Here is a 19,183-nt window from a genome sequence, read left to right on the forward strand (position 1 = left end):
ATTTATCCGACGTATTCATTTTGTAGTCACTCCAACTAAGCCAAAAAATTATAGAAATAAGAAAGGTAAAGGGTTAGTCGTGATTACTGATGTCGAATTCTATTAGTTTTTATGTGCCGTTACCAGTCGGTCCAGTAAAAATAATGAGACCATTTGATAGCTTGAGAAGTTCAATTAATTTTTTTGTCATAGACGGAAATAATGATAGTTGATGTAAGGGAACTTGCTGCTGTTGCGGTAATAGACGGATGACAAGACTTTCGCTGTTACAAGCAGGTAATGTTGACAATCTTAGTCCAATGGTTTGCTGATTAACCTCATAGGTAAAAGCTCCGCTTTGAGGCCGTCTTCGCTCCCCGATATCCATGGATGCAGTAAATTTAAAATGAGAAATGAGTCGATCACATTCTTGACGTGGAAGGGTAAATTTTGGGATCAATTTATTTCCGATTCTGAGTTGGATAAGTGTATCGTGTTTGCGAGGGAGGAAGTGGATATCAGTGGCATTGTTACGAACCGCGTCTAAAATAACTCTTTCGGCTAATTGCTCGATCGAGTTCAAGAATATATCACCACCTTTTTTCTTGATGACAGTAAAATTCGCTATAAACCGACGAATTCCTTTGTGATTTTACATATAATTACGGATAAAAATTGAACATTTTGTTAACACCCCTTTTTATTTTTCGTAAACCCTTGTGATAAAAGGATTTCGCGAAATACCGATTTGTCATAAAAACACAAGATAACAGCACCCACTTTTCCATTTTTGTCAATTTTCAACAATTTTTTTATTGATGAATACATTATAACAGTTTTACAAATAATACGATAAAATCCTTTAATATCAACAAATTACTTTTATATAACAGCACTGTTCTGTTCAACGATTCGACATTTTATTGTGAACTTTTTATAAACATATAGTGTTTACCTTGGAAACCTCATTCCCAACTTCCAGTTGCTGTATTATAATAAAAGAAACTTATGTAGTTCTGAGGTGAACATTGATGGAGCAAACATTAAAAATTACTAATGTTTTATCAGATCCAACACGCTATTATATCTATCAATACATTACAAAACGTCATCAAGAAGTGACTGTTCAAGAAATCGCGGATAGTTTTAATATTCATCCAAACGTAGCTAGACTTCATTTATCAAAACTTGAAGATGTAAATATGCTTGTATCTGAAACGAAGAAAACGGGTAAAGGTGGACGTCCAAGCAGACTTTATCGCTTAAGCGATGATGTCATTCAGCTTAACTTTCCATACCGCGACTACCAGCTATTAGCAAATATCGCGATGCAAACGATGATGTCTCTTGGCGAAGCAGGCAAAGAAGCACTTTATCTTACTGGTAAGCGATTTGGCGCAGAATTAATTGAACAAGAAATAGCTGCGCAGCATCAAATAAGTGAAGAACTGAACTTTGACCAGAAGCTTAACATCATTAAAAGTGCAGCAACGATGGCTGGATTCTATCCTGATTTTGAAGCAAATGAAGACCATACGAAAATCTACTTTGAAATCTATAACTGCCCATTCAAAGAAGTTGCAATGGACCATAAAGAAGCTGTTTGCAACATGCATTTCCAATTCTTAAAGGGTATGTTTGAATCACTCTTTACTTCAATTGAATTGATTGAAAAAGAAAACTTAGTAACTGGTTGCCAATCCTGTAGCTACCAAGCGCTAGTAAAGCTATAAAAAAACTTCATCATTCTACTAGAGACCTCATCTTTCGCGATTCGCAGTAAAGATGAGGTCTCTTTCGCTAAAAATCTAAATTTTATTTGATTTTTTCGACATATGATTTATAATAATGTAATGATGGACAATAGGGGTAAAAGGGGGGATACCGATGGATCGCATGTATAGAGTATTAGGTTTTTGGACTGGTATTTTTGCAGTTATGTTTTATTTAGGTGATATGTTTACAACGTCCTTAATTTTCTTCGGTCAGACTGGATTTTTTATTTTGTTAAGTTACTTAAAATTGTCCGAACGTATGTACATTTACATCTTCGGTGCGTATTTAACGATTTTCTTTGTAGGCTTTACATACTGGTCAAGCTTTATGATGGTACCAGGCGCAACTCATTAATAACAATAAAAAAAGCGATGGGCTTCCATCGCTTTTTTTATTGTTATTTTGAAGCTAACCATGCTGAAGCAAATTGTGGCAACCCTTTTTGCTGCAGAATGACTCGAAATGACGGACTAAGCCCTGATGGCATTATCAGGCTACGAATGGCTCGATTACGCTTGCTCTGTTCAGAAAATGGGTTAGGATCAAAGTGGTCCTGAAGCTCCTTTAATATCCCAATTGCTAGGAAGTATTCATCTTGGCGCAATTTATCAACAAATGATAATCCTGCTTTTTCTCCATAGTTTACAAATGCATCAAAATGCACATGACTCGTAATATCCATATGACCTGGATGCTGCAAGACATCACCAATCATTTTATGCTGATAATACCCTCGTAAGCTTCCATTTCTCCGAGATGGTTCTGCCCATTCTTCATTTGTATAGCCATAATCAACAGTTAGAACAATACCTTTAAGCAAAACTCTGGAAAGTGCTAAAATTAGGTCCATCATGGCTACAGGAATCTCTATTCGCTGATCTTGGGACAGCTCGAATTGTTGCTGAGATAAAAAAGCAATGATTTGCTCATTCGTTAGCGGTATCTTTACCTCAACAAGCTGATCTTCAATTACTGACACCATGACTTCAAATAGTCCATCAGCACCTCTCTCGACAACATGAACTGGCAGAGCATCTACTAATTCATTCGAAAATAGGAGCCCATCAAATGGCTCGAGTTCCTCGAGACTGCTTACTTGTTTTGTAAACTCATTAAGTTGAACCCTTTCCTGTTGGAGCTTGCGATGGTATGGACTTGCTTCCACCATCGTATACTTTAGTGGAACTGACATATTTTTGTTCCATTCATTGATAAAGCTTTGTGCAAATCTACCAGTTCCTGCACCTATTTCACAAACCTCAGGTGATAAACCATGCTGTACCACTACTTCTCCAAACCACTTTGCCACCATACTTCCATAAAGGTCGGAAATATTGCTAGTGGTGTAAAAATCCCCTTCTCGGCCAATTTTTTGACCCTCTCTCATATAGTACCCATTCTCCGGATGATAGAGTGCTAATTGGATAAAATCAGCATATGAAATCATTCTTTCCGGTGATGCCAGTATTATTTGTTTAATAAAATCTTCCAAACTATCACTTCTCTCGAAATTTGTCTATTTTACACCATTGACATAGTGTTAACTTTATATTATCGTTGAAGTAGCTTAACTTTATCCCCTCCCATATTAATAGAACATCCCCCAGAAAAACCCTTCTCACCGAGAAGGGTTTTTTACTTTTTTCTAGAACCCATTTAGAAACGGGTTGCTATTCATTTCCTTTCCTATCGACGTAGTCGGTCCATGTCCTGAAAATACTAATGTATCCTCCGGTAGTATCAACAATTTAGCATGTATACTATTGATGAGCTCCTGATAGTCTCCCCCCGGAAGATCCGTACGGCCAATGCTTCCATTAAATAACGCATCCCCAGAAAACACCATTTTTTCCTCGGCAAAATACGCTGAAATGCTTCCAGGCGAATGACCTGGCGTTTCATAAACTTGGAAGCTAAAGTCTCCAATTGTATGTAACTTCTCCACTGTTAGAAAAACATCCGCGGGCTTTATTCTAATTAAGTGACCTATGCTGAAAAACTGTGAACCGTTTAAAGCCGGATCAAGGAGCCATTTTGCCTCCTTCTCATGAACATAGACCGGAACATGATAGTGTTCCCTTATCACATCAACAGCGCCAATATGATCAAAATGAGCATGAGTTAATAAAATCCCTTGCGGTGTAACATTAAGTGATTCAATGATACCAATTAATTTTTCGCCTTCTTCACCAGGATCGATCACTAGACATGCTTCATTTTTTATTAATAAATAACAATTTGTTTGTAATGGCCCAAGTGGAATTTGCTTACATTCCATCGAAACACCTCCCAATTGATCAAGCAATTATATTTATTCTACAATATTTGTTTGTTATAGTAAAAGAAACCCTCTCTCAAATACGATTCATTTCAAATAGACAATAATCGAGAATATTTTTTTGACCTCGACAAACTGAAAAAAAACCGATAAAATAGAAACGAATGTGAATATTTAGGATATTACATACAAAGAGGGGCATCGGAGGAATGCTAATAGCATTCTTCATTAACAAACGATAAAGGGGGATATTGTGATGGGATTAGTCATTATTTTTGCTTTAGTTAGCTTACTTGCTGCTTATGGCTCATTCACTGCACTAAAAAACAAAAACATTCTTGGCTTAGTTTTCGGAGCTGGAACATTTGTTGTGTTTGGCTGGTTCGCAGTTATGACTGTATTAAACTCTGGATTCCCAGCAGGACATTAATTTTAAACGTCTGGACTCTTTAATATTTTTTCAAGTCAAACAAAGACGGACTGATTCTTTCAGTCCGTTTTTGTTTTTATCGTTTTTTAGCTTTTTACGAGTGCTACTATTTCGTTTGAATCAAATACAATTAAGTTTTCCAATTGATAACCGTATAAACAGAACTCACCGTTTGGAGAAATACTGATTGGCTTATTATCCAAGCCTTCAAATACTAGCTCTTCCTTCTCATTATTAAGGCTGTAACGCACTAATTGAAAGCCTTCTTGATACGTATCCGCAGCTCCACTTCCAATCGGACGAAGCGTGAAAAATTGATTGCTTGCCTTGTTAAAATCATGATAAGGCACTAGCCAATCTGAGAATCTAGTTAAATGTGGAATTGAAAAAGACTGCTTCCGCTTTAAATCCTTTGATAAAAACGAATAAGTTGCCTCTTCAGGATTGTCATCTTTAGTAGAAATGGTCAATATCGTATCCCCAAAGGCATATAATTGAAAGACATTCTCTAAATCAATATTTTTCCCTTTTTCTTCTGTTATTTTTTGTTTAACTGGCGATGCAAAAAAGCTTGGCTCATTAACATCCCAATCAAGATAAATGACTTCATCCATGCCGACCCAATGCATAAATGGTTGTTGAGTTAGCTTACTTTCTTCGAGCTTATTGGAATCGATATTTAAGATAGAAACGGTAAATTCCCATTGGTCATTAAATGCGGTGACAAGCACTAAATTTTCATCATACGAATTCCAAACAAAAGATAACTCGGCTGAATCAATCTTTTTTTCAACTAGACTTTTCCCATTCTGACCAATAATTATGATTGTTCCTTGCGAATTACCAGAAGAAGTATGGAGCAAAATTTTATCTCGAGAAGGACTTATACTGGCTGATATTATGGGTCGTTTGCTTTCGTATATTTGCTGCTGCTTTCCTGAAAATAAATGATATGTATGTACAGTAGAACCTTGATTTATGTGGGTGATATAAACGATTGTTTCATCACTTAACCATCCAATAATTTTACCGAATTCACCTTCCACCTTAGGGAGTGGGGACTGAATATTATCACTTGAAAAGGCCTGCTCACGTCTGGCCTCCTTCTTTGCTGCTTCCCCTCCTGAAGATTTTTCACCGGTACATCCAGAAAAAAGCGAAATGGAAATAAGCAGCATAAACAATCCGAATATGCTTATTGAATTTTTTTTATTTCTGCCCTTCATTTCCACACCCGCCTTTTTTGTTTACATATATTTGTACGTTAGAACCTTTAAAAAGTTTCAAAAAGAGACTAGATAAAAAGCCGAAAATTTTCGGCTTTTTATCATTTTAAAGTTATTCACAGTGATTTTAATATTAAGGAATGCATAGGAAGAATACAAGTCCTTTTCAAAAAATTCTATTTTTTTTAAGTGTATAGTGCAGCTAACATGATTGGAAGTACCTTTTCATAAATCTGCTGAAACTGGGATAAAGGTAGCGGATTGATTCCTTTTCCAAGTTCAATCGTAAAACCTGGCTTGCGGAATTCTTGGATGAACCAATCCTTAAAACCCGCATGTGAATCTACATATTGTACCGCTTTATATCCACTTACTCTTTCAAACTCCTTGGCAATGATGGTAGATTCCGGAGCCTCTAAGCCCTCATAGCCCCAATAAAATTCACTACCTTGAGTATGAAGGGCAATCAAGCGATCGAATTGTTCAAGCTGAACGAGCTCTGCCATAGCCACTGCCTCAGGCTCAGATAGCGGTGTATCGCCAGGATAGTCTCGTGAAGCAGGCTCTTTTGGCTCTTTTCGTCCCTTTTCGATTTCCCATTTAGCCGGAAACTGATTATTTAAGTCAACACCACGAATATTCGCCTTCCAAGCGGTAAATTCATGGCGGCCTTTGTTCATGTTAACTAGCTCCTCACGCAATGCTTTTGGAGGGCCATTTAGGACGAGATTGACCCCATCTGGATTTACCATCGGTACAATCGACAACTCAACACTTTGGTAATAAGGCAGCATAAATAGCCCATTGAGAGAATGACAGTTTGTTAACGCCAACAGATAATCATTAACAAACCTCATTAATACAGATGTAGTAATCCATTCGTTAGCATGAAAGGAAGCATTTATATTAATTTTTTTTGTTCGACCACTACCTATTTTGATTTCAGGAATTGGATTTCCTAATACAGATTTACCGATTGATTTCACTTTGATGAATGGATAAAGCTCCTCTAGATTAGCGAGATCACGATGCAAAATGGACGAGTCATACTTTTCCATATGATTCACAACAGCATTAGTTACCCGATTTGGATAGCTTTGCATGGATACCCCAGGGATTTTAACTTCCTTTCCTACAGGAGGATTTTTGGGGTCTATTCCAGGATTTGAATCAATAATTAGATCCAGTGGCACCATGAACAAGCGACTGTAATATAACAAAGTATCTCCAGGCTTGAGTTTTACTTTCAAGATATTCCTCCTTTCCTTCACATTATCACTTTATGAAAAGGAAAACGAAAAATACCGAGACAACACCTACTGTTTACTTTGAGTAAATCGGAGCAAATCGCCATTGATGATTTTATCCGAAAAATTAAGCTCCGTTTTCGCTTTCTCCATTAACGGTTCACAGTTGGACTTTTCTCCAACTTCCCCTGTTTCCCCTTCGTAGCAAGTATCCTTTGTATATACGTAATCACTTGTAATAAAACTACCATCCCTTAAGACTGTATAACCTTCGCGATTTTTCACGAACAAGTCATCACCAAAAAGAATGCTTCCTTTTGTTGATACACCCAACAAATGAAGCAAGGTTGGTTTAATATCTATTTGCCCAGAAACGACTGATAACGTTTCGCCTGTTTGACCTGGAATATGGATGATTAACGGCACTCTTTGAAGCTGTGTACTTTCAAAAGGCGTAACTTCTTTTCCAAGAAATTCACTCATTGCTTTATGATGATTTTCAGAAATGCCGTAATGATCTCCATAGAGAACAATGATGCTGTTCTCGTACAAACCCTCATCCTTTAACCGATTAAAAAAATTCTTTAACGCTTCATCTGTGTATCGTACAGTAACAAAATAGTTATTGACCGTTTCATCATCTGAAGTATACGGCTCAATATAACGGTCTTCAACAGCTGTCTCGAAAGGAAAATGATTCGTTAATGTAATAAATTTCGCATAAAAAGGCTTTGGCATCTCCTGTAAATGACGAATTGATTGTTCAAAAAACTCGCGGTCCTTCAAACCCCAGCCCACAGAATTCGCTTCATTAATTTCATAATCCTCCATCGCGTAAAACCGATCATACCCCAAGGATTGATACATAATATCACGATTCCAAAATGTTTTATTGTTCGCATGTAAAGCGGCCGTAAAATATCCTGTTTCTTTTAATATTTCGGGTGTAGCATTGTATTCATTGGCTGCATGAGTGAAAAAGACCGCCCCTCGGCTAAGTGGATAAAGTGAATTTTCAACAATGAATTCAGAATCAGATGTTTTTCCTTGCCCAGTTTGATGGTAAAAATGGTCAAAATAAAAGCTATCCTTAATCAATTGGTTAAGAAATGGCGTGATTTCCTGGCCCCCAACAGTTTTATTAATAACAAAATTTTGCAGTGACTCCATCGAAATCATAATCACATTCTTACCTTTAGCAACGCCAAATAACTCGCTGTTGATTCCTTGATAATGAGCATTAATATAGTTTTGAATTTCCACCAATTCGCTACCATCAGCCATCGTCCGTTGTGCTGAGGATTTCGATTGTAGAAACACATCATAAAGCTGATAGTTGTATGCGCCAATATTTTTCACGAGCATTTCCCGGTCGAACGTTCTTGTTAACAATTGCGGCCGTTGGATTTCGGCTAGTCCCAGATGAAAGAATCCGATTGCAAGCGCAAGAAAAAAATAAATCTGTCGTTCCTGCTTCGAAATAAGGATGGTCCGAAAAACTATTGGCTTAAGCTTTACAAGCGCAAATAATATAAAAAAGTCCGTAAAGAAAAATAAATCACTTATTTTTAGAAGCTCATCGACACTGCTGCCAAGATCGGTTAAATTGCTCGTTTGAAACAAAACCGGAATAGTTAGAAAATCATTAAAAAACCGATAAAAAAGCACATTTGCCAATAGTAGAGCTGATAAGAAAAAACTAGTTGCAAGAATAAAGCGTACCCGTTTTGTTTCCTTTAGAAACAGACTGATACCAAAAATGAACAACAAAAAACTAAGTGGGTTGATAAACAAAATAATTTCCTGGATCAGGTTATCTATTTTTATATCAAAGCTAGTTTTATAGACTATGTAAGTTTTTATCCACAGCAATACTACAGCAATGAAAATGATTGCCCGCTTAGATTGCATTATGTTACGCATAGTTGCACCTCCTCTATCGATAAGCTTGTACAAAGATTGACTATCTCTATCATATACGTTTCCCTATATAAAAAGACGAAAAAACAGCGGAAAAAGTTTCAATTTTTTGATTTAAGCAAGTGAAAAACAACAAAAAAACTCGCCCTTTGTTAGACGAGTTAGTTTTTATGTTTTTTATTTAATACAAGCCAAGCAGCCCCAATGACTCCAGCATCATTTCCGAGCGTTGCTAATACGATTTTTGTTGATTTTGCTACTCTTGGAAAGGCATAGTTTTGAAAATATTCCTGCACTGGATTTAACAGAATATCCCCTGCTTTAGAAACCCCACCGCCAAGGACGATTTTTTCAGGATTCAGCGTATTGGCAACATTCGCTAATGATAAACCTAAATACTTTGCAACCTCATCGACCACTTTAACCGCGGTTGAATCTCCATTTTTCGCTGCATCAAAAACGTCCTTTGCCGTTACCATTCCTGTTTTCTTATAAAGCTTTAACAGTTCTTCTTCCTTAACATCTTGCTGAGTTAAGAATTGTTTAGCAATCCTTACAATGCCGGTTGCTGAAGCAACCGTTTCAAGACAGCCCGTTTTTCCGCAATTACATGGTGATCCATCCTCAGTGACTACCGTAATGTGACCAATCTCCCCCGCTGCACCGTGAATACCTTGAACAATATCACCGTTGGCAATGACACCACCTCCAACACCGGTTCCAAGTGTGACACAAACTACATCTTTGGCACCATTACCAGCACCTTTCCACATCTCACCTAATGCAGCGCAGTTTGCATCATTATCAATAAGCGCCTGTAGCATCGTATCCTTTTCCAAGATTTCACGCAACGGATAGGAATTATTCCAACCGAGGTTAACCGCTTCAAAAACAATACCAGCTTCTAGATCAACCGGACCAGGTGCTCCCATGCCGATTCCATGCAATTGGGCTTTTGTTTTATTCAGTTCGTGTAGCTTTAGCTCAAGCGACCGTGCAATATTCTTAGTAATGTTACTACCTTCATTTTTGACATCTGTAGGTATTTCCCACTTTTCAACGATTTCCCCATCTTGTGTTACAAATGCCAACTTTGTTGTGGTACCACCGAGGTCCACGCCAAAAATCCATTTATCTGTCAAAAGTCCCTCACCTGTTTCTTTCTGCTTTTTCTCTTTCTAGCTGTATCTCATGTCTTAAAACTTGGAGTGCGACTTGGAGTTCATTTTTATCAATTAATTTTGAAAAATAAAGCTCTTTAATTTCTTCCTCCATTAATTCCAGTGTAGCTAAACGATCACCCACATAAATAACCGTTCCATATCGTTTTAAAAATTGTTGGATATCATAAATTGACTTCATAGCTCTACCCCACATTCCTATTTCATTTCAAATTATAAATGAAAGCGTAAAGTGGCTCAAGCTTTAACCATGAACCCAAGACATCGGGCTTAAAGTTCTAGTGCTTGAGGATAACATGATTTCACTTAGCGGTCTGGGTCCTTCGGGTGTAAGAAACGCGGACGTCTGTTTTTCAAAGGTATTGGCGAGCGCAATAATACATCACGGAAAGCCCGATGATTAAACGGAATAAACGGCCATAAGTACGGAACGCCAAATGAATTCATTCTAGCTAGCATAATAATGAATAAGACGATCCCAATCATAAATCCATAGGCATGAAACAATCCCGTTAAAATTAACAAACCAATCCGTACCACTCGGTTTGCCAACGACATTTCATAGCTCGGAGTAGCAAACGTACCAATTCCGGCAATCGCCAAATAAAGAATGACTTCATTTGTAAATAAACCAACCTCGACAGCCACCTGCCCAATCATCAATGCTGCGACTAGACCGAGTGCAGTAGCCAAAGATGATGGCGTATGGATTGCTGCCATCCTCAGAATATCCATCCCAATTTCCGCTAATAGGAATTGTAGCAACAATGGTACTTTCCCCGGTTCATTTGGACCAATAAAGGCCATTTCCTTTGGCACTAATTCAGGGTCAATGGCAAACAAATACCATAGAGGCAATAAAAATATCGATGCCCATACAGCAAAATGGCGGACTAGTCGCAAATATGCTCCAATAATAGGTTTATTCCGATACTCCTCTGCATGCTGCAAATGATGCCAGAACGTTGTTGGTGTAATCATTACACTTGGTGAGCCATCAACCATCACAAGTACATGCCCCTCATACAAATGAGTTGCCGCTGTATCTGGACGTTCAGTGTATCGAACCACTGGGTAAGGGTTAAAGTGTCGTCCTGAAATAAATTCTTCGATTGTTTTTTCAGCCATAGGCAAGCCATCAGTATCGATTTTTGAAATCGAATTCTTTACCTGTTTAACAATTTCAGGGTCAGCAATATCTTCGATGTAACAAATGACAATATCTGTTTTAGAGCGTCTGCCCACTTGCAAATACTCCATCCGCAGCGTTCGATCTCGAACTCTTCTTCTAGTTAGAGCCGTATTAAAGACAATCGTTTCGACAAAGCCGTCCCGGGAACCACGAACGACTCTTTCAATATCTGGCTCTTGTGGACCCCTAACAGGATATGTACGTGCATCAATCATAATCACTTTATCTACGCCGTCAATGACCAATGCAGTTGGACCTGCTAAAACGGTATCTACAACCTTATCCAAATCCTCCTCTTCATCAATTTCGACATAAGGAAGATTAGTTTTCATCAATTTCTCTAAAGTATTTGGTTCAAGCTGATCCTTTTCGATTTTTGCTAAAAACTTCATTAACAGATGGAGAATATCATCCTTTACAAGACCATCTATTAAAAATAAAGTCATCCTGCGCTCAGCATATTCTAAATCCAGTTGTATCACATCAAAGCTTTTTCCAATTCCAAGCTCTTTACACAAATATGCGATATTTTCATCAAAACTCTTTTTAACAGGATTTTTCACAGATTCGTTTGACATTCCTGTCAATCCCCCTTGCCTTGATCAATACGTACTTGTTGTCTATTACATATCCATCATCGACAAGTTCAAGGAAAAACATACCAAAATTATTTCCAGGGAAAACCAAATTCACAATAAAAAAAATGAAGCAGGTAAATGACCTGCTTCATCCTTGTATTGATAGAATGATATTTTCATAAGCTTTCATCGTGTTAAATAGCCGTTAATTTCATTTAATAAGTCTTTATATTCCTTACGATCAGGTTCAATATTGTAGGCTGCCATCGCATTTTCCTTCGCCTTAATTAATTCCTGATTATTGATATTTAGCAATGCGAGATTATAAAATGCCTCATGGAAATTTGGATCGATTTCCACAACATTCATTAAATGATCTTCCGCCTGACTTGTCATCCCTTTCTGAATTTCTACATATGAAAGTAAAAATAACAAATCTGCTGACTTATCACCACTTGCTTGAACATCCTTTAGAACGGAATATGCTTGTTCATATTCCTCCTTTTCAACATACATTTGCGCAAGCACAAAGCTGGAATGGGAATCGAGTACTTTTGTAGTTTCTCCATAACCGTATTGTAGTCCAAAAAAAACAATTGCTGCACTAGCAACAGTAAAAAACACCTGCAATAAAGGCTTTTTCAATTTTGGAAAATGAGTTATCCCAGCAGCTAGGAACCCACCAACAAGTCCCCCGATATGACCGGCATTATCGATTCCTTGTACGGTAAAACCAAAAACAAGATTAAGACCAATCACAAACAGGATATTGGCCCCCATTGTCCGAAAAAATAATTTGGGGTTCATGACACCGAAATAAAGCAAAGCTCCAAAACATCCAAAAATCGCACCACTGGCTCCCGCAGACAAATTCGGACTCGTAACAAAGCTTGCAAGTGACCCTAGAAAACCTGCAAATAAATAAATTACAATAAATCGAGCATTACCAAAAATCCTTTCCACTAATGGCCCTAAATAAAATAATGCTAATGAATTCATAAACAAATGCAAAAAACCAATGTGCAAAAAAATAGGCGTAAAAAATCGCCACCATTCACCCTCAAGAATCAAAGGATTAAATTTTGCACCGAATTTTATCAGCGTCGCAGAATTAGTACTGCCTCCCATGATCTCCATCAGCAAAAGAATGGCAATTTGAACAACCAAAAACACATATGTAAAGCGAGGTTTTCCATTTTGGAAAATGGCTTTCTCTTGTTTTGCCTTTTTTACTAAATACTCTAGTGTGGTTTGTTTCAATGCAAGGATTGTTTGCGTCTCGTAATCCTCTTCTAAAGTAATGGCTATTGGTTTTTTTAGTAATTCCGAGAGCTGCTCAAGTGATGATTCAAGCTGGCTTGGTTGAATTAACATCGTATGAACATTTGTTTTCTTACTACCTGGTGCTTGGTAAGCTTTTTCAATTCGAAAACGATAATCATCAACCGGTGGATAAGGTGTTATATAAAGATTAATCATTTGTAATTCACTTCTAATAAACCGCTTTCTATACCTTTCAGCGATATTAGCTATTGTTTCTATATCTCTTTGCATCCAATTGCTCCAATCTACGTTTTGTCGGAGGATGCGGATGATTTTCGCCTCTTTATTGGATGTATTTTCGAGCCACAGCTCCCAGTCGTTTCCTTTCATTTGTAGTAAGCGATAATCATGCTGTGTTACGAAATAATTAGCCAAGCTCCAAAATAAAAAATCCTCTTTGGAATTCAATGTTTCCCCTACTTTCTCTAACAACGAAAAAATAGTTGTTTTGTAAAGATCCATTACATTACCATATTATAAACTAAATTCATTAGTATTCCTAAAGATTTGAAGCTAGACAGCAATCTATAAACACAAAAAAAGACCCGATGGATTCAGGTCTTCTATCTTGCTTGAGGGCGGGAAAACATTGTTTGCATCATTTTATCGCGAACCCCTGGCATACTAAGGATCGACCCGACAAATAGTCGGCGAGTAAAACCGCTGCTTAACAGCAAATTGAGAAGACGATAGCGATTTTTTATCGCAAAAAAACCAGCTAATCCAATCATAAAAATAGACGTTATCGTTTTCATAAACATCCCTCCTTTTACTATTTTGAGTTAAACTTTGAAAAAATATCCGAAAAAACAAAGAGACTACCAAAATGAATGGTAGTCCATTACGAAAATTTCTATTTTGGTAAAATGGAAATGGAAGAAATAATATTCTTTAGCACGCTGGCGGAATGGTTGAATTTTTCCTGTTCATTTGCGTCAAGACCAATTTCAACAACTTCACGAATTCCATTGCGATTTACCACTGCAGGCACACCGATAAAGACATCTTCTTGTCCGTATATATTATCTAAATGAGCCGAAACAGTTAGGACGGAATTTTCATTTCCTAATATTGCCTTAGTAACCCTAACAAGCCCCATCGCGATTCCATAAAAGGTCGCGCCTTTTCGTTGGATAATATGATATGCAGCATCTCTTACATTCACAAATAGCTCATCTAGATCCTCTTGCTTAAAATCCGCTTTGTTCTTTGCCCAATCTGAGATCGGACGTCCAGCAATATCAGCGTGACTCCATACTGGAAGTTCTGTATCTCCATGTTCACCAATGATATAGGCATGTACATTGCGCGGATCCACCTTGAAGTATTCACCAAGTAAGTACCTGAAACGCGCTGTGTCAAGAATGGTACCTGATCCGATCACTCGTTCCTTTGGTAAACCGGAAAACTTCCAAGTTGCATACGTTAATATATCGACCGGATTCGTCGCGACAAGAAAAATGCCATCAAAACCGCTTGCCATGACTTCTTCAACAATTCCTTTAAAAATGGCTGAGTTCTTTTGAACGAGATCTAGTCGCGTTTCACCTGGCTTTTGATTTGCACCTGCACATATCACTACTAAGTCGGCATCTTTACAATCTGAATAATCGCCAAACCAAATTTTCGTTGCTGAAGGAGCAAAGGGCAAGCCATGATTTAAGTCCATTGCATCCCCTTCAGACTTTTCCTTATTCAAGTCAATCATGACAAATTCTTCAGTAACACCTTGATTTAGCATCGCAAATGCATAGCTTGAACCGACAAAACCAGTTCCAATTAAGGCTACTCGGTTTACATGATGTCTCATTTTTGAACCTCCCTAATAGGATTACTTTATCATTATAACCAACATAGGAAGAATTCATTTGTAAAAATCATTACATATAATAATGATAAAAGATGAGTCCAGTAATAACTGCAAGCAAGCCTGAAAGCATATTAACAGCATCATTATTTAAGATCGTGATGCCTCTGATTTTTTCTGTAGGATGGCTACAATGAACCTTTTTTTCAGTTTCCGTTTGACATATCGGGCAGATATAGGCTACTTGTCCATATGCCCCAAGGAGAGTGTCAAATACATTCCCGAGAAAGCCGAAGACGAAAATAAATAGAAACTGGTTAAAGCTAATTGGAAAAAGCAGATAGACAATTGCTGCGATTAACAATGCTCCAGCAAGACTCGCATTTGTTCCAAGTAAACTGACTGCACCTGAGGTACCCTTTTCAGAACGTTTGAAGGTTCTTAAAAAAAACGGCCGCTGTTTGCTTAATGTACCAATTTCTGAGGCCCATGTATCAGAATTCGCACTGGAAATGGCCACCGCGAAGGCTAACAACCATAGCGGGTCCTGCTCAAAATAAAAGATGAGACTTGCCAGTGCTGCAATACCTCCATTCGCAACAACCTGCAGCCAATCCCGTTGCGAACCCTTTTCATGCTTTTGCTCTGCCTTCTTTTTCTTCGTTCGTTTATATTTTGACCAGAAACTAGAGGTAAAGAAAAACGTTCCTAATACAATAAAGCCACGCCAGCCTAAACCAAGCGCAACAGCACTTCCAACAAAGGCTGCCGCAATTCCCCCTGAAGCCGTCAATAGTCTTTGTTTATAGCCACTGTAGGCACCGACAATAATTAATAAGAAAATGAATACATTACTCATGGGTTCGAATAACCTCGTCATTAGTAATAATTTTTGATACAGGAAAATCGTGGGTTTCAACAGGAATGCCTTCAATTACCTGCACTGCAAATGCTAATGAAATCGTTACCCCATGATAATTTTGCAAAAATCGGTCGTAATACCCCCCACCGAAGCCAAGTCGGTATCCCTGCCTATTAAAGGACAAACCAGGAACCAATAAAAGTTCAATTTCATCGCCGGGAATTTCCACCGTACTGTCCTCTTTTGGCTCGTAAAGCCCGTAAAATACTGATTCTAATTCGGAAAATGTCTCAAGCTTTCGGAACTGAAGTTCTTTAGTAAGTGGATTACATTTTGGAGCAACCACGGTTTTTCCATGCTCCCATGCTTTTCTGATGATTTGATATGTATCAACTTCTGGAGGATTTGAGATCGTCACACCCACAATCTTTGCGTTTTGCCAATCAGGGTCCTGAAAAAGGGCTTGAGCAATTTGGTATGATAGGTGTTCATATTGAGGCTTGTCTATTAAGGACAGATTATGTTTCATTACTTGGCGAAGCTGTTTTTTATTCATTTTCTCTCCCCGTCTCATTTTTTTGATTGCTGTTCAGGTGATTTTCATTCCAAAAAACAATCATTATTTTTAGGCAACAAAAAAAGCAGTAGGAAGCCCCCACTGCTTATTTTGTTTCGCGATGTGCAGTTGTACGTTTTTCTCTTGGGCAATATTTTTTAAGCTCAAGACGATCTGGATTGTTACGTTTATTTTTTGTTGAAATATAGTTACGATCTCCACACTCTGTGCAAGCTAACGTAATATTCACGCGCATAGAATTTCCCTCCAAACCATAATACTAGTTCGTTCATACGACTTTTCTATAATATCATTTTTCAATTTGAAAAGCTAGTATGATTTTTTAAAACCGCTTGATTAAGGTGAAGCAGCTCTTCTTTCTTCTCACCAGCAATCGTCCATGTATTTGCTAAGCTCGTATTATTCCCCTTAATTTTCATATTAAAAGTAAACAGACTATTCGATGGTCCATAAGCCATTGGTTGAAAATTTAACGTACCGTTATTTGGACATTTCCAAAACTTTTCTGTATATACGTCCCAAAGAGGTTGTACCGTATAATCATGAATCTGCTTTCCGTTCATTTGGCCGTTAACTAAATGCATTTTCCGCTTAGACAAATGATAAATCACCCTTTCAATCGGTGAAAAGAACGTCAAATCATCTTGAGAAAAACGTTCAATGCTGTGCATGATGATAATTTTTAATTCTCGAAGCTTGTCATTATGGTTCGTGACAAAAATATCAAATAACTTAATTTTTGAATGAATCGTGCGTTCGTTGATTTTGATGGATATTTGTTTCTCGGGGATAAGCTTCTCATTTCCTCCCTTCATCCAAAAAGTTTTTCCATCAATCCACAAACCAATTTTTGGTATTAACACTGATTGGAACCGTGAATATGGATTAGACTTCCTTTTCAAGCGAAACGAAAAATTGTTTGTTATTTTCGGTCTCACGAATTGTCACCCTCTCTTCGTTTATGACTAGAAATACTTACTTCTATAGATCGTTTCTTCGTATACTCGTTTTGTCTCCAATGCGATTCGTTTCCAGCTAAAAAGCTTCTGAACAATGACCTGGCCATTTTCAGCCAACTTTCTAGATTTTTCTTGATCATCAAGGAGAATATTAACCTGTTCAATTAAACTTTGTATATCTCCAGGATTCATTAATAACCCCGTCTTGCCATGCTCAATAATCCCTTTTAATCCGCCAGTATTGGATACAATGGTTGGCTTTCCATGGATCATTGCTTCCAAAGTGACAATTCCAAATGGCTCATATAGACTTGGGAATATTGCTAACTCACAATGCCTAAACAAAACATTACGAGTCCCATCATCCACATATCCTATTAAAAACACCTTTTCCTGTAATCCTTTAGCTTCAATAAGCTGCTTATAAGCTTTTTCCATTGGACCTTTTCCAGCAATAATAAAATATAAATCGGGATATTTTTTTAGAAGTGCTGGTGCTGCTTCAATAATCACATCAAAGCCCTTTTCTTTTACAAGTCTACCAATCGAGAAAATCAGCCGTTTATTCGGCTCAATCGGGATCTCGGTCTTCAGCATTGTTGATTCATTATTTTCTGCTACTTCTGCCTCAATCCCATTAGGGATGACCACAACCTTTTCTTCCTTGGCCGCAAATTGCTGTAAGAGCTCATCTTTCATGAATTCACTACAAACAATTAACTGATCAGCACCGTGTATTAATTGACGTTCCTTTTTATCAATAAACCTTTGTGTTTCTGTATATATGCCATTGTTACGACCTTGCTCTAAGGAATGTACCGTCGCAACCAATGGAATGCACATTTCGCTTTTTAACATAATTCCAGAAGAACCTACAAGCCAATCATGCGCATGAATTAAGCAATACTGATGATTCACTGCTAACTCCTTTACCTTGTCAATCATCGCCAGATTTAAGCCAGCTATCCAAGTGAGAAAATTCTCCTCCTGCTCATGTAGCGGAGTTACACGGAATACCTTTATTCCATCAACGTTTTCAAAACTTGGCGTTGTAGGAAGCTTACTGGTTACCACATGCACCTCATAATTTTCCTTAACAAGACTTTTAGCAAGTCCATAGCAATGTCGAGCAAGACCGCCAATAATGTTTGGTGGAAATTCCCATGTTAATATTAAAATGGTTTGTCTTTTTTGATTATCAGGATGAACAATTTCACTGGTAGTTGAGTGCACATTCTTAAAAACTTCAAGCGGCTTCACTCGTTCTTTGTCAGTCATTTTCCATCCCCCTTAGGCACTGCTGTTTCATAATAGCTATAAGTACTAACATGATCAGACCACTTAGGGAGAGATTGATTATCAGATTGTCTCGAGTCTATTTTTGTTTTTTTGTCTATTGCTTTGCTAACATTCTCATTTCTTGTATTAAAGGATATTGAACGAAGCAATGGGAAAAATTCTGTTTCAGATAAATGAATTCCTAGTTCAAGACAGTAATGACGGTTAGGATTTAAGCCTTTAATGTCCCAAGCATTTTGTCCTTGTTTCATCATAAACCCATGAAAATGATGAGCATTATTTCCATTAAAATTAAGATCAGTAATATCATATATTCGAAGTGCAGTCCGAAAGCTTGTAAAGGGCTTGCCAAAATAATTAACTACAAAGTCTAAACGTTGATTTGAAAGCGTCCAAGATGCTGCAATTTTATCTTTTGAAAGAATATTTAACTTCAGTACATCCTCACGCATTAAAGTTCCTCTTTTCCTAAACTAAAATCATATGAATAAGATTTCTGAATTATTAATAATTTATCATGTTTTAATGTTAACATTGTTGCTAAACCTT

At 37.5% G+C, this 19,183-nt stretch carries 21 protein-coding genes; 3 read left to right on the top strand and 18 right to left on the bottom strand.

Annotated elements, in window-relative coordinates; genetic code table 11:
* Positions 1-109 precede the first annotated feature (109 nt).
* A complete protein-coding gene (locus FXW34_RS02190) occupies positions 110-562 on the bottom strand; it encodes an ATPase, T2SS/T4P/T4SS family (protein ID WP_147532345.1) in 453 nt (150 codons plus the stop codon).
* A 448-nt stretch (positions 563-1,010) separates the two neighbouring features.
* Here FXW34_RS02190 and FXW34_RS02195 point away from each other — a divergent pair, with 448 nt between their 5' ends.
* Together FXW34_RS02195 and FXW34_RS02200 are read left to right on the top strand one after the other, a co-directional pair.
* Positions 1,011-1,712 (top strand): helix-turn-helix transcriptional regulator, encoded by a 702-nt coding sequence (locus FXW34_RS02195; protein ID WP_147532346.1) that lies wholly within the window; start codon positions 1,011-1,013, stop codon positions 1,710-1,712.
* 154 nt (positions 1,713-1,866) lie between these two features.
* Entirely contained in the window at positions 1,867-2,109 is a 243-nt protein-coding gene (locus FXW34_RS02200) for a DUF2626 domain-containing protein (protein ID WP_147532347.1), read from the top strand.
* 43 nt (positions 2,110-2,152) lie between these two features.
* On the opposite strand, the gene FXW34_RS02205 is transcribed toward FXW34_RS02200, so the two are convergent.
* Both FXW34_RS02205 and FXW34_RS02210 read right to left on the bottom strand, forming a co-directional pair.
* Positions 2,153-3,247 (bottom strand): class I SAM-dependent methyltransferase, encoded by a 1,095-nt coding sequence (locus FXW34_RS02205; protein WP_187118807.1) that lies wholly within the window; start codon positions 3,245-3,247, stop codon positions 2,153-2,155.
* Positions 3,248-3,400: 153 nt separating this feature from the next.
* Complete coding sequence (locus FXW34_RS02210; RefSeq protein WP_147532348.1) at positions 3,401-4,033, bottom strand: MBL fold metallo-hydrolase; 633 nt, start codon at positions 4,031-4,033, stop codon at positions 3,401-3,403.
* Positions 4,034-4,289: 256 nt separating this feature from the next.
* Here FXW34_RS02210 and FXW34_RS02215 point away from each other — a divergent pair, with 256 nt between their 5' ends.
* Positions 4,290-4,463, top strand: coding sequence for a DUF2759 domain-containing protein (locus FXW34_RS02215; protein WP_147532349.1), 174 nt, complete (start codon positions 4,290-4,292; stop codon positions 4,461-4,463).
* Between the two features lie 86 nt (positions 4,464-4,549).
* Here the strand turns inward: FXW34_RS02215 and FXW34_RS02220 are convergent, their stop codons facing one another.
* The 15 genes from FXW34_RS02220 to FXW34_RS02290 all read right to left on the bottom strand — a co-directional run bounded on the left by FXW34_RS02220 (position 4,550) and on the right by FXW34_RS02290 (position 19,086).
* Positions 4,550-5,689, bottom strand: coding sequence for a YqgU-like beta propeller domain-containing protein (locus FXW34_RS02220; protein ID WP_147532350.1), 1,140 nt, complete (start codon positions 5,687-5,689; stop codon positions 4,550-4,552).
* Positions 5,690-5,874: 185 nt separating this feature from the next.
* On the bottom strand, positions 5,875-6,939 hold the full coding sequence (locus tag FXW34_RS02225) for a M14 family metallopeptidase (RefSeq protein WP_147532351.1): 1,065 nt from the start codon (positions 6,937-6,939) through the stop codon (positions 5,875-5,877).
* A gap of 66 nt (positions 6,940-7,005) precedes the next feature.
* Positions 7,006-8,859, bottom strand: a complete 1,854-nt coding sequence (locus FXW34_RS02230) for an LTA synthase family protein (protein ID WP_246140827.1) — start codon at positions 8,857-8,859, stop codon at positions 7,006-7,008.
* A gap of 158 nt (positions 8,860-9,017) precedes the next feature.
* Complete coding sequence (locus tag FXW34_RS02235; RefSeq protein WP_147532352.1) at positions 9,018-9,998, bottom strand: ROK family glucokinase; 981 nt, start codon at positions 9,996-9,998, stop codon at positions 9,018-9,020.
* A 7-nt stretch (positions 9,999-10,005) separates the two neighbouring features.
* Positions 10,006-10,218: a YqgQ family protein gene (locus tag FXW34_RS02240; protein WP_147532353.1), complete on the bottom strand. Its 213-nt coding sequence runs from the start codon at positions 10,216-10,218 to the stop codon at positions 10,006-10,008.
* Positions 10,219-10,343: 125 nt separating this feature from the next.
* Positions 10,344-11,807, bottom strand: coding sequence for a spore germination protein (locus tag FXW34_RS02245; protein ID WP_147532354.1), 1,464 nt, complete (start codon positions 11,805-11,807; stop codon positions 10,344-10,346).
* A 186-nt stretch (positions 11,808-11,993) separates the two neighbouring features.
* Positions 11,994-13,538 (bottom strand): rhomboid family protein, encoded by a 1,545-nt coding sequence (locus FXW34_RS02250; RefSeq protein ID WP_147532355.1) that lies wholly within the window; start codon positions 13,536-13,538, stop codon positions 11,994-11,996.
* A gap of 155 nt (positions 13,539-13,693) precedes the next feature.
* Positions 13,694-13,885, bottom strand: coding sequence for a hypothetical protein (locus tag FXW34_RS02255; RefSeq protein ID WP_147532356.1), 192 nt, complete (start codon positions 13,883-13,885; stop codon positions 13,694-13,696).
* Between the two features lie 98 nt (positions 13,886-13,983).
* Positions 13,984-14,940, bottom strand: a complete 957-nt coding sequence (locus tag FXW34_RS02260) for an L-lactate dehydrogenase (RefSeq protein ID WP_147532357.1) — start codon at positions 14,938-14,940, stop codon at positions 13,984-13,986.
* A gap of 70 nt (positions 14,941-15,010) precedes the next feature.
* On the bottom strand, positions 15,011-15,796 hold the full coding sequence (locus FXW34_RS02265; RefSeq protein WP_147532358.1) for a DUF92 domain-containing protein: 786 nt from the start codon (positions 15,794-15,796) through the stop codon (positions 15,011-15,013).
* On the bottom strand, positions 15,789-16,355 hold the full coding sequence (locus FXW34_RS02270; RefSeq protein ID WP_147532359.1) for a 5-formyltetrahydrofolate cyclo-ligase: 567 nt from the start codon (positions 16,353-16,355) through the stop codon (positions 15,789-15,791). The genes FXW34_RS02265 and FXW34_RS02270 overlap by 8 nt, the downstream gene beginning before the upstream one ends.
* A 106-nt stretch (positions 16,356-16,461) precedes the next feature.
* Complete coding sequence (gene rpmG, locus FXW34_RS02275) at positions 16,462-16,611, bottom strand: 50S ribosomal protein L33 (protein ID WP_015594975.1); 150 nt, start codon at positions 16,609-16,611, stop codon at positions 16,462-16,464.
* Positions 16,612-16,672: 61 nt separating this feature from the next.
* Positions 16,673-17,314 (bottom strand): hypothetical protein, encoded by a 642-nt coding sequence (locus FXW34_RS02280; RefSeq protein WP_147532360.1) that lies wholly within the window; start codon positions 17,312-17,314, stop codon positions 16,673-16,675.
* Positions 17,315-17,341: 27 nt separating this feature from the next.
* Positions 17,342-18,613, bottom strand: coding sequence for a glycosyltransferase family 4 protein (locus FXW34_RS02285; RefSeq protein WP_147532361.1), 1,272 nt, complete (start codon positions 18,611-18,613; stop codon positions 17,342-17,344).
* Positions 18,610-19,086 (bottom strand): DUF4912 domain-containing protein, encoded by a 477-nt coding sequence (locus FXW34_RS02290; RefSeq protein WP_147532362.1) that lies wholly within the window; start codon positions 19,084-19,086, stop codon positions 18,610-18,612. The genes FXW34_RS02285 and FXW34_RS02290 overlap by 4 nt, the downstream gene beginning before the upstream one ends.
* Positions 19,087-19,183 lie beyond the last annotated feature (97 nt).

The sequence above is a fragment of the Bacillus marasmi genome, from assembly GCF_902168435.1.
GTDB lineage: Bacteria > Bacillota > Bacilli > Bacillales > Cytobacillaceae > Bacillus_BU > Bacillus_BU marasmi.